Annotated in this window: 10 protein-coding genes; 2 read left to right on the forward strand and 8 right to left on the reverse strand. The window is 47.2% G+C overall.

The features are described 5' to 3' along the window. The first annotated feature begins 442 nt into the window (after positions 1-442). Positions 443-1,687 (forward strand): DNA polymerase IV, encoded by a 1,245-nt coding sequence (locus C0Q44_RS21695; protein ID WP_105409282.1) that lies wholly within the window; start codon positions 443-445, stop codon positions 1,685-1,687. Beyond that, positions 1,684-2,025: a YolD-like family protein gene (locus C0Q44_RS21700; protein WP_105409283.1), complete on the forward strand. Its 342-nt coding sequence runs from the start codon at positions 1,684-1,686 to the stop codon at positions 2,023-2,025. Before C0Q44_RS21695 ends, C0Q44_RS21700 begins: the two co-directional genes overlap by 4 nt. A gap of 242 nt (positions 2,026-2,267) precedes the next feature. Here C0Q44_RS21700 and glsA read toward each other — a convergent pair whose 3' ends face one another. The 8 genes from glsA to C0Q44_RS21740 form a co-directional block, all read right to left on the reverse strand. Then, complete coding sequence (glsA, locus tag C0Q44_RS21705) at positions 2,268-3,209, reverse strand: glutaminase A (RefSeq protein WP_105409284.1); 942 nt, start codon at positions 3,207-3,209, stop codon at positions 2,268-2,270. A 135-nt stretch (positions 3,210-3,344) separates the two neighbouring features. Next, complete coding sequence (locus tag C0Q44_RS21710) at positions 3,345-3,827, reverse strand: GNAT family N-acetyltransferase (RefSeq protein WP_105409285.1); 483 nt, start codon at positions 3,825-3,827, stop codon at positions 3,345-3,347. A 315-nt stretch (positions 3,828-4,142) separates the two neighbouring features. Further along, entirely contained in the window at positions 4,143-5,378 is a 1,236-nt protein-coding gene (locus tag C0Q44_RS21715) for an L-lactate MFS transporter (RefSeq protein WP_105409338.1), read from the reverse strand. A gap of 180 nt (positions 5,379-5,558) precedes the next feature. Further along, the gene (locus tag C0Q44_RS21720) at positions 5,559-6,374 is read right to left on the reverse strand and encodes a LytR/AlgR family response regulator transcription factor (protein ID WP_105409286.1); all 816 of its coding nucleotides are present in this window, start codon (positions 6,372-6,374) and stop codon (positions 5,559-5,561) included. Then, positions 6,371-8,038 carry a sensor histidine kinase gene (locus tag C0Q44_RS21725; protein WP_105409339.1) on the reverse strand — a complete coding sequence of 556 codons (1,668 nt, stop codon included), beginning with the start codon at positions 8,036-8,038 and terminating at the stop codon, positions 6,371-6,373. Before C0Q44_RS21725 ends, C0Q44_RS21720 begins: the two co-directional genes overlap by 4 nt. Positions 8,039-9,033: 995 nt before the next feature. After that, positions 9,034-9,321 carry a stage VI sporulation protein F gene (locus tag C0Q44_RS21730; protein ID WP_105409287.1) on the reverse strand — a complete coding sequence of 96 codons (288 nt, stop codon included), beginning with the start codon at positions 9,319-9,321 and terminating at the stop codon, positions 9,034-9,036. 114 nt (positions 9,322-9,435) lie between these two features. Further along, entirely contained in the window at positions 9,436-11,481 is a 2,046-nt protein-coding gene (recG, locus tag C0Q44_RS21735; RefSeq protein ID WP_105409288.1) for an ATP-dependent DNA helicase RecG, read from the reverse strand. 10 nt (positions 11,482-11,491) lie between these two features. Then, positions 11,492-11,972: DegV family protein (locus C0Q44_RS21740; protein WP_146113494.1), on the reverse strand; the 481-nt coding region annotated here is incomplete at its 5' end.

Raw genomic sequence — 11,972 nt, forward strand, 5'->3', positions numbered from 1 at the left:
ACAGTATTAACCATAAAGATTACAAAATTGATACTATAGTCCGATAACGTATCAGCGAAAATCCGCGTCCTATCAAGGTTTTCTAAAAAGTGCAGAAAACCAAAAAAGGACATCAGTCCCCCTCTGTAGGACTGTGCCCATTTATAAACCTTTTACAAAAAGCTAAATGAACTCCCGGTCATCACCCAGAGGTCACAGATCTCTCACATTTAATGTAAAAAAGTACGTCTTATTTCCTAATTTCTGACTCTAATAAGCTATCCAGGAATTGTGTCCAATTTGCAAAATAATTCCGGTTGCTGCATTTCGAATTGTCGGATATGCTTATAAAACAAGAACACTTGTTCCATACTGTAAATAAACTGTTAAGTATCCATGTTCAGATGAAGATAATTGATGCTTAACAGAAGAGCACAGCATCACGGATAAGGAGAGAAGTCTTATGCCCCGCCAAGACAGACGTGTCATCATGCTGGCCGACTGCCAGTCATTCTATGCCAGTGTGGAGAAGTCTGCACATCCCGAATACAAGGACCGCCCCCTCGTTGTCGCGGGAGATCCTGCGCGCCGTTCGGGTATTATTCTTGCGGCCTGTCCACTCGCCAAGTCCTATGGAATTACGACAGCAGAACGACTGGGCGAAGCTCTCGCCAAATGTCCAGATGTTGTGGTCGTTCGCCCACGGATGGCCGAATACATTCGGGTGTCCCTTCATATTACACGCATCCTTCAGTCTTACACCGATCTGGTGGAGCCCTACAGTATTGATGAACAATTCCTCGATGTCACCGGAAGCCTGGACCTGTTCGGCAGTCCCGAGACGATTGCACGCAGCATTCAATCCCGGGTCATGGATGAGACGGGTGTGTACATGCGGATCGGCATCAGCGATACCAAAGTGGTCAGCAAGATGGCCTGTGATCTATACGCCAAAAAAGTACCCGGAGGTATCTGTACACTGCCTCGTAAGGACCTGCCGTCCACCATCTGGCAGAAGCCTGTAAGAGACATGTTCATGGTCGGTTCCCGAATGGCACAGCATCTCTACAAGATGGGAGTTCACACCATCGGTGATCTGGCCCAGACTCCACTGTCCCGGCTGAGAGAGCGCTGGGGGGTGAACGGGGAGGTCCTATGGCGCATCGCTCGCGGTATCGATGATTCCCCGGTCAAACCCGGGACATATACGCATCAGCAACAGGGGATTGGCCATCAGATGACGTTGCCCCGGGACTATGACACCTGGGAAGATATTAAGGTGGTGTTACTTGAACTGGCGGAACTCGTCAGCCGGCGTTCCCGGGACAAATCACTCATGGGCCATGTCGTCTCCGTTGGATGTCGTGGACAGGATTATGATCGGCCAACCGGGTTCTCCCGCCAGATGAAGGTGAATGAACCCACCAATATCACGGATGAAGTATATGATGCAGCCGCGGCTCTGTTCCTGCGTCATTGGGACGGATTACCCATCCGCCGCATCAGCGTGTCACTGACCGGACTTGTGCCTGATTCCGAGGTGCAGCTGTCCTGGTTCGATGACCGTGAACGCAAACGAGAACTGGAACGTGCCACGGATGATATTAAGCGCAAGTTCGGAGACACCGCCATCATGCGGGCCTCCTCCCTCTGCTCGTCTGCGCAGGCACAGGAACGTTCACATAAAATTGGAGGTCATTATAAATGAGTAAAAAATTGCAACAAAACGGAATCTTTGAGTCCTCACGTATGATGCTCCCCGAACACCGGGAAGCCTACATTCTTCATCAGGAACAACTGGCTCCCCGCACCCGCCCATCGCTAGACGCCCAGGCCGCGGAGGAAATGTCACGTTTGCTTAGTAACTCCATGATGCTTGGTGATATGATCACCATCACTATGTTTCACGAGTATGAGGATATTCGTTATACCGGGCAAGTGCTTCGGTTGGATCGCCCTGCCCGCACCCTCAGACTGCTAATGGAGGACGGGTCCCAGGACATTCAGATGAACCTTATTACAGGTGTGGTGCTAGCCAGCGAATAAGTAGATAAATAAAGGGTTCCGTGAATGAGTGAAGTTGCACATGAGCGGAGACATACTTGGAGTTGTGGAAGCTCTATGATAGATGAAACATTTCCCTTGCCATGCAGGACTGTCTTCCTACACTGCCTGAAGAATACCAGAAACAGCCGACAAAACGGATCTGAACCTTTACTTCGTTCGAAAGAAGCAAAAGTTCGGATCCGTGATTCATCGGCTACATATAAGGGATTGTGATTCTTTTTTTAGAAAAAGCTCCAATCAAACTCCTTGGAAAGGCGCTCGAGCAGATGTACTCCGGCAAGACTGTTACCTTTGCGATTCAGAGCCGGTCCGATCACCCCAATGCCGAATTGTCCCGGTACCAGGGTCAGAATTCCACCGGATACCCCACTCTTGGCGGGCAAGCCAACTTCGATGGCAAATTCACCTGACGCATTATACATCCCACAGGTGGTCATGAAGGTTTTGGCAATCTGTACATAACGGCGAGGGATAAGTTCTTCACCCGTAATCGGATCGGTTCCATCGTAAGCCAGCACCAGTGACATCCGTGCCAAGTCCGCACAAGTGACTTCAATGGAACAATGACGGAAATACACGGCAAGTACATCTTCCACGTCATCCTTGATCACGCCATTATGCTTCAAAAAATAAGCAAGTGAACGATTCAGGTGGCCGCTCTCGGATTCGGACTGGAATACCTCTTCGTTATAGCCCAACTGATCATTATTCGCGAGCTTACGGAAGAACTCCAGAATGCGCCGTGATTTCTCTTCTTTGCAATCTCCTCCCACCAGGGAGGACACCGTAATCGCACCGGCATTGATCAACGGATTGAACGGAATTCCGGGTTCAACCAGTTCAAGCTTGATCATTGAGTCGTAATCGTCGCCTGTAGGTTCTTTTCCTACATTAAAGAAGACTGCTTCTTCCCCATGATCCATCAACGCCAGAATAAGGGTGAATACTTTGGAAATACTTTGCATTGTAAACGGGACACCACAATCCCCTGCGGACACGTAATTGCCTTCAGCGTCCATGATATGTATACCCAGTTCATCCTGAGAGGCTTTGACAAGCTCCGGGATATAAGAAGCCACTTTACCTTGCCCCGTGTGCAGACGACTGGTCTCCAGCCACTCCGGCAGTAATGCAGTCAGACGTTCCATGGTTGAATTGCTCATATGCATCTCCTCCACTCTCTATATAAGCATCTTGCATCAGATGCAGATGAGAAACTCATGTATCAGGATAGTTCATGAGCTCCACCTGCATCATACAAGATGCCCTATACATCTGATTACCCTTGGAACTCCCTTTTACCGCTTCCTTTGGAGATTTAACTCCAAAATCTCGCCGGGCAGGCCATCGTAATCGCCTGTCCAGGTGGATTCAAAGTTCTGTCTGAGCAATATTTGACGAGAAGCTGCGTTGGATGGATCAATGACAGCGTAGAGTACTCCAATCCCTGCCGCTTGAGCCTGTATAATTAAACGAGACGCGATCGATGTGCCCTGACCTTTGCCCCAATGTTCAGGCAAGATCATGTAACCTATTTCAGCCCGAGTCGGATCAGCCTCATCTGGGACCAACTTGGCGTATGCCACACCGGCATGACCCTCGCTAGATACCCGATAATGCCCACAAGCGGAGTTCATATTATAATCCAGCATGGATTCGAATTGGGTTCTCGCCTCCTGCTCGGGAATTTCACGTTCCGTAATTTGTTTCATCACTTCCATATTGGAAACCAGCGAATAATAATGCTCAAAATCAGGTTCTGTGTATTTAACAAAGTTCATGAACTTCCTCCTCTGGATACATCACTTGGTCTTGACCTTCTTGGATTCACCTAGAGTATAACAGAAGCGAATGATGGAATGCACATAAGCGAGCCATGCTTGCTGGCAGCCTGATAGTAGAATTTTCCTACAGGCCAACCATATGGCACTCTTAATAGATACCAAAAAACGGCCTCATTTGGAGACCGCTTGATTTTACCTTATCTAATATGAAGAATTAGTTTGAAAGAAATTCCTTGATCCGTGCTTTACATCCATGCTCGTTATTCTAATATTACATTGTTGTTATTGCCTATGACCGGTTGTTGCACTCGCTTAGCTTGTCCGGGATGAAGGGTTAAGATTCATCTGTTTGTCGGCCGAACGTGCATGACGACCTTGACCCGGAGGTGTAATAATCAGAGCCAGCAACAGAGAGACCGCACAGAGTACAGCAATTACAATAAAGGTAAGATGGAATCCGCCCAGCAGGGCGCTGATGAATGCTCCGGCCAAAGCACCAAATCCAAATCCCTGATAGATGACACCATAGTTTTTGCTCTGGTTCTTGAGCCCGAAGTAATCGGCTACAATGGCCGGGAATACGGTAATGTTACCACCGAAGCAGAAGGCAATCGCTGCCACACAGGCGAAGAAGATCCCGAAGGTCAGTGGAACCAGGCTCAGTGTCATGATGGCTACCGCCGTAACAAGCAACGCTCCGGCAATGACCTTCATCCGTCCTACTTTATCCGACAGCGCACCCAGAATGATACGTCCTGCTGTGTTAAAGATCGCCACCATGGCGACTGCGTTCGCAGCTGTAGCTACATCAAGACCTGCAAGCTGTACACCGATATCTTTGACAATACCGATCAGATACAAACCGCTCATACACGCCGTGAAGAAAATAACGAACAGCATGTAGGCTTCTTTCGTACGCAGCATCTCTTTCACCGTATACTCCTGACTTACTACTGCTTGCTTTGTTCCTTCTTTGCTTGCCGGAGCCTGTTCACGAACAACCGCTTCCCGGATCAGGAATGATCCTGCAACGACCAGAACCAGAACGATCATGCCCCAATACATAAATGCCTGAGCAGGACCAACAGCACCAATCAAGGCCGAGTTCACATATTTGAACAATAGACTTCCGGTACCGAAGGCACCAACCGAGATGCCTGAGATCAGGCCTTTACGCTCCGGGAACCATTTGATCAGATTGGACAACGACGTAATGTACGCCGTACCATCTGCAAAACCAACGACGAATCCGGCCAAAATGTACAGCAGCGTTAACGATGAAACTTGGGAACTAAGAATAAGTCCCAGCCCAAGCACAACCCCGGCTACACGGATCAGACGCTGAAGACCCCAACGTTCCTGTAACCGCCCTGCAAACAATGTAGCAAATGCCAATGCAAAACTGGTAATCGAAAAAGTTATCGCAACCGAACTGACGTCCCATCCGAAACGATCAGAGAGCGGTTGGTTAAATAAACTCCAGGTATAGATGGTTCCAAGACCCATTTGTACGATAATCGTCCCAAGTACAATAAGCCAGCGATTCATTTTCAGTGATGAAGATGCTGTTGCAGGTGCTGATGAAGCGGATGAAATAGCTGCTTTCATCGTGATCTCCCCTTTGCCGATGTCATATACATGAATGCGTTCACAAGCTAATCATACATGAAAGGGGATTCATTACACCGATTTGAGCATGAGTTGCATCAGATGTGGAATGAAATGCTTCTAGATGCGCATGAGCTGCCTGAATTCTTTGACTTTACCACGACTGACTGGCACTTCAGCCTCCAGATCACGCAGTCGAAGCAGGTACGTATTGTTGAACCAAGGTACAATTTCACGGATTTGCGACAGATTGACCACATACGAACGGTGACAGCGAAAGAATGCATCCTGTGGCAATCGGCTGTGAAAATCCGAAATGCTTATCGGCATGGTGAATTCACCATTCTTGGTGTATACCTTCGTCACTTTCTCTTGCGCCTCCGCATAGTAGATATCTGCCGTGTCCGTAACGATAATATTGTCATTGCGCAGCAAATTGATTCGTTTGCTCGTTAAATTGTCCGCTTCGTGTGACTGCATGGAAGACGCCGAACGTTCACTGCCTCCTTGCTGCGTAGCAGATCGTGCCTGTCCATAATCACTGCCACGTTCCAGTTCCTCTTGTTCACGATCCCGTATGAATGTTATCTCCAGCTTATGAAGCATCGCAGCAATCCGTTTCTCATCATATGGCTTCAGAATATAGTCGAACGCTTCCAGTTCGAAAGCTTCCGCAGCATGTTCCTTATACGCAGTCGTAAATACGATATAGGGTTTACTTGCAAACTTTCCAATATGATGGGCCAGCATCATGCCGTTCAGCGAAGGAATATTAATATCGAGAAAAATAACGTCAACTTCCTGTTCCTGCAAAAATTTCAGAACATCCAGTCCGTCTTCGAGACGATCCACTACTTCAATCTGACTATGTTCCTGAATTAAATAATTCAGTTCCTCACTTGCCAGAATCTCATCTTCTACAATAAGTGCTCTCATTGATTATTCATCACCTTTGTTACGACCTCTCCTTTGGGCACATCAAATAAAATATCCGTTCCTTGCTCCATTCTTGTAATGGTTAATCCTTGTCCATAGATGAGCTTGACCCGCCGGTGTACATTATATAGCCCAATCTGGTTGCCCGGCATACGGTCATGATAGACCTTCTCGATAATGTCTGCGTCTATGCCTGCTCCAGTATCACTGACACGAATCCGTACAAATTCAGGGTAATCCTGTACCCGAATTCGAATAGTCCCTGGCCCTTTGACTTTAAGAATGCCATGAATAATCGCATTTTCGACGAGCGGCTGGATGACCAGGCTTGGAATATGCACAGCAACCTCATCGATCTCATAGATCACGTTCAATCTGCTGCCGAAGCGGGCTTTCTCAATCTCCACATAATTGCGGACCTGCTCCAACTCCTTGTGAATATCAATTAACTCATCCGATAGCTCCAGATTATATCGCATATACCCGGACAGATTCACAATCAACTCGCGTGCACGATCTGGCTTGGTTCGGATCGAAGACGCAATGGCATTCAACGCGTTGAACAGAAAGTGAGGATGGATCGTCGTCTGTAATGCGCGCAGCTCTGCCTTATTGGCGGCAGCCTTAATCTCCTCTACCCGTGATACCTCCATCTGGGTGGAGATGATCTGCGAGAGACCCACGGCCATCGTTTGCAATGGATACGTAATCTTGTACGCTTTGCGATAATAGATTTTGAGCGCACCCGTGATGTCTCCTCGTTCTTTGAGCGGAATAATTAAGAGCGAGTGAATATCCGGTGTTTTTTCATCAATGACATCATTACTGATCGTAATCTCCCCACTGGATATCGTGCTCTTCGTCATCTCACTAATAATCTCGTTGCCAATATGATATCGTTCCTCACCAAATCCCACATAGGCCAGTACATTCCTTGTATCTGTAATCGCAACCGCATCGGCTTGAATATCCTCCTGAATAATCCGGCAGATCTTGCGCAGAGACTCCTCATCGATGGAACGGAAATACGGCAAGGTCTTGTTCGCAATCTCCAGAGCCAGCTTCGCCTGACGAGCTGCAATCATTTCCTTTTCCCCTTCAACACTCTGCACCAAGAGCACAATCAGTCCAATATTGACCTCACCCAAAATCATGGGCAGCGCAATCTGCGAGACAATATCGGCACCCAGTGGATCGGGATAGGAAAATAGCAGGATCAATAACATCGTGAGCGCTTCAATGATCATTCCGGCACCGATACCGATGATCCATCGCTTGGGCTTGGGCGTATACTTATGTATATATCCTGACACCAGACCTGCAAGAATACTTGTGATCAGACACGGAATTGCCGTGACACCGTCCATATCAATCAAGTACCGATGCACCCCGGAGACAATCCCCGTAATAATGCCCACAGGGGCTCCGAACAAAATCCCGCCCGACAGGACTGCGATGATCCGTACATTCACCAGCGAACCTTCAACGTTAATGCCTGTATATGTGCCAAAGATCGCAAAAGCACAGAATAACAAGGTCACAGCCATGTACTCCTGCCATCTTAATTTTCCTTTTTGCAAAATCTGTCTGAACCGTGGAACCCGCGACAGAAAGAATAAAAATATAATCAGCAGCGCCGCCCGTTCAAATAAACCCAGCAGCATCGTAAACATTTCCAAGCCTACTTCCTCCTAAACTGACCAAAATAATAAAACATGTCTCATTGTAAGGCCATCCCGCCACAACATCTATAAAATTAAGCCTGATTCACACGACTCGTATGCAACAGTTTACCGCTCACCCTTGAGGAAAGCAAAGTACATCTTGTGAAAATCAAAAAAGGGGCATATGTGAAGGTCAACGATCACCTCATGTTTCCATAAAATTAACAAATCCAGAAATTCCTATGATATAATTAATTAGTTGTCATGTTATTCCAATTATTCAGAGTTTAATTACAGAAAGGTGTTCATGAATGCTTGCAATTTTACTCCTAGGTTCATTATTTCTTTTTAGTCTTATATGGCTTACCATTTATTGTGTCTCCAGACGAAGTCAACATCCCGATCGCTCATCGGCAATTGTCCTGCAAATTATTTTATTTATTTCTATCCTGGTCTTACTTGTGCAAGACTACATACTGAAAGAATCCCCTTACAATAGCATTATCATTGTAGTTTTAATCATAACTTTAATATTCATCAGCTCTTTCCAGGATAAAAGCAAGATTACAAAGAGATGAAAAAGCTCAACTAAAACCCTCTTCATCCCTGCTGCTTTTCACCACAAAAAAAGGGTGTTCCATCATGTCATCTACATGACTTAATGGAACACCCCTTCTTACATTACCACACCAACTTGAGTGTAATTTGGGCATTTCTAAAGTACTTTCGTTTACACAATAACGGAGAGGGCAGAACCAATCTGAAGAAGCGAAGCTAAAAGCTTTCTGAAAGAAAGCTACTTCGTAAGCATAAACTCGCCTGAAAGCTTTCTGGAAGAAAGCTACATCGGAAGCATACGCTATCCTCGGGTTTTACCCTTTAGAAAAGGGAATCAAAAAAAATCCGGGGATAACAGCGATCGAAAGATGGTACTGCACTCGTAGTGCCCCCGTGTAAACAATCCTCTTTAGCCCACCCAACATTACATCCAAACCCTACCTAAACATGCCCCACAGCTTAATCAGATGAAACGTATTGTTCGGATCAATCTTCTGCGCAAGCACAAAAGCAACGAACTGCTCCTCCTGCACCGTTGAGAAATTCTCATTCATAATGACTGCCGAAGACTTGACCAACCTTCTGACCTTGGCCTTATCTTGCAGATCAGACTTGGTCACTCCATCAATCAACTTTTTGACACGCTCTTTGACAGCGGGATTTTTCATCTTTAATTTGATCCGCTCCACCAGCTGCGGACTAATTCCATATTGTTGGTAACCCAAAACGTACAGCACCTCCCAAGTAATGAACTCACTTCTTATTCATATGTTGGGAGGGCTTGTACACTTGTCTTTTTTTACAAAGGTCCATCGAAAAATCAGGTGCCAGAGGCATCCTTAGTCAATCAGATCACCCTTGAACACTTGCTGTTGCTGTAAGAAATCACGCAGAGGTGCATAATCTACAGATGTCCAGAAATCCGTGTCCTCGATCAAATGGGAAACGTCATCTCTAGCCTGTTCCAGCACAGCAAAGTCTGCAACCATGTCAGCAAGACGGAACTCCGGTAATCCGCTCTGCTTGGTACCAAAGAAATCACCCGGTCCCCGCAGATCCAGATCTCGCCGGGATACCTCGAATCCGTCCTCGGTTTCCGTCATGACCTTCATACGCTCCTGTCCAACCTCAGTCTTGGGATCAGCGATGAGTACACAATACGACGCATGGGCCCCACGACCAACACGCCCACGAAGCTGATGTAGCTGGGACAGACCGAATCGATCTGCGTCCATAATGACCATTAACGTGGCATTCGGCACATCGACCCCAACCTCCACAACGGTGGTGGAGACGAGAAGCTGAATATCATTGCTGTAGAAGTCCCGCATCATCTCTTCTTTCTCAGCAGCTGTCATCCGTCCATGTAACAGACCCACACGATACTTCGGAAAGTTCTGTTGCATCTGCACATGCAGATCAATGGCATTCTGGACATCCAGCTTCTCCGACTCTTCAATGAGCGGACAGATCAGATAGGCCTGACGTCCCTGATCCACTTCTCTGGAGATAAAACCAAGTACCCGCTCCATCATATCGTGCTTCACCCAATACGTGGAGATAGGAATTCGACCCTTCGGACGTTCCGAGATCGTGGATACCTCAATATCTCCAAATGCTGTAATGGCAAGCGTCCGTGGAATGGGGGTAGCTGTCATGGTTAATACATCGGGATTATATCCTTTGCGACGCAAAACGCTGCGCTGGTTCACACCAAATCGATGCTGCTCATCGGTCACCACAAGACCCAGATCACGGAAAAATACATCTTCCTGAATCAGAGCGTGCGTACCTACTACAATATCAATCATGCCCATTTGCAGCGATGCAATCAGATCTTTGCGTTTGCGGCCATTTACACTGCCCGTTAACAGCCCTACGGTTACCCCAAACGGTTCAAACAGCTTTTGCAGTGAACGCATATGCTGCTCCGCCAGAATCTCCGTAGGCACCATCAGAGCCCCCTGATAACCGGAACGAACTGTCGTATACAGTGCAATCGCCGCAATAACGGTTTTACCCGAGCCTACATCGCCCTGCAATAACCGGTTCATTGCATAGGGCGAACGCATATCGTGCAGGATTTCAAGCTCCACCTTTTTCTGGGCATCTGTCAATTCGAATGGAAGACTGCGCACGAATTCGCGAATCGTCGTATTATCCGTCGTGTGCACCACGCCATCCATCCGATTCCGGTTCAACGCACGGTAAGCCTGCATTTTCAGCTGAAACAAGAACAATTCTTCGTACACCATTCGCTGTCTGGCCTTTTGGCCTTCCCGGTTGTCTTGTGGACGATGAATACCCGCAATCGCCTGCTTGCGCGGCATCAAACTGTATTTCTTCATCAACGATTGGGGCAGGATCTCGGGAATCATATCCCCGTATTGAACCAAACCCTGATTGATCGTTTTGCGCATCCATTGTTGCGTAAGCTTGCCAGTTACCGAATATACCGGTTGTAATGTGCCTGAACGCCCGTCACCTTTATCCGGAAACTCCGAGTCCGTGACCGTCATCTGCATGCGCTTTTGTTCCCATTTCCCTGTGATCACAATCTCACGATTGGGCGTAAGCTGTTCTTTAAGAAAATGTCGATTGAACCAGGTCGCTGTAATCATCCATTCTTCCGTCATGATCTTACAAGTGAGACGGGACTTTTTGCCGTAACGTTGTAATACAGGAATACCCATCACCTGGCCCTGGACCGTGATCTTGTCTCCATCCTTCACTTCACTGAGCGAACGGAGACGATAATCCTCATAACGGAACGGATAATATTCAAGCAGGTCTTTAACAGTAGAGATGCCAAAGGCGTGAAGCTCTCCCTCTTTGAGAGCACTCACGCCGTTAATTTGCTTAACTGATATTTCTTCCAATTTCATGTCTAATCCCTCATTCCGGAACAGGCCACATAAAGATCGCAATGACACCAGGTCCAACATGACTGCCAACAACGGCTCCAATATTGGTATAAATCACTTCATTCAGTGTAAAATGACCTCGCAGCTGCTCTGCACAAGCAATTGCTGATTCCGGGTCCACGGTATGACCTACCGCCAGGTTAACCCGTTTGCCTGCAAGATCCTTCTGAAACAGCTCAATAATACGTGCCATTGCTTTTTTATGACCTCTGACTTTCTCAACTGCGTAGATAACGCCTTCTTCATCAATAGACAGGATCGGCTTAATGTTAAGCAGGGTTCCCAAGATGGCCGAAGCTCTGCCAATCCGACCGCCCTTGTGCAGATACTCAAGCGTATCTACGAGAAAGAACAACTTGCGAGATTGCTGCATCCCTTCAATGGCAGCAGCAATCTCGGCTGCTGACTTCCCCTGTTCGGCAAGTTCAGCAGCCTGTACCACCATTAGACCA

It is taken from the genome of Paenibacillus sp. PCH8, assembly GCF_002968835.1.
Taxonomy (GTDB): Bacteria; Bacillota; Bacilli; order Paenibacillales; family Paenibacillaceae; genus Paenibacillus.

Coding starts and splice junctions, on each gene's coding strand:
- C0Q44_RS21720 (WP_105409286.1), bottom strand. CDS start 6,374: ATGAGAGCACTTATTGTAGAAGATGAGATTCTGGCAAGTGAGGAACTG.
- C0Q44_RS21725 (WP_105409339.1), bottom strand. CDS start 8,038: ATGCTGCTGGGTTTATTTGAACGGGCGGCGCTGCTGATTATATTTTTA.
- C0Q44_RS21715 (WP_105409338.1), bottom strand. CDS start 5,378: ATGAATCGCTGGCTTATTGTACTTGGGACGATTATCGTACAAATGGGT.
- C0Q44_RS21710 (WP_105409285.1), bottom strand. CDS start 3,827: ATGAACTTTGTTAAATACACAGAACCTGATTTTGAGCATTATTATTCG.
- recG (WP_105409288.1), bottom strand. CDS start 11,481: ATGAAATTGGAAGAAATATCAGTTAAGCAAATTAACGGCGTGAGTGCT.
- C0Q44_RS21695 (WP_105409282.1), top strand. CDS start 443: ATGCCCCGCCAAGACAGACGTGTCATCATGCTGGCCGACTGCCAGTCA.
- glsA (WP_105409284.1), bottom strand. CDS start 3,209: ATGAGCAATTCAACCATGGAACGTCTGACTGCATTACTGCCGGAGTGG.
- C0Q44_RS21700 (WP_105409283.1), top strand. CDS start 1,684: ATGAGTAAAAAATTGCAACAAAACGGAATCTTTGAGTCCTCACGTATG.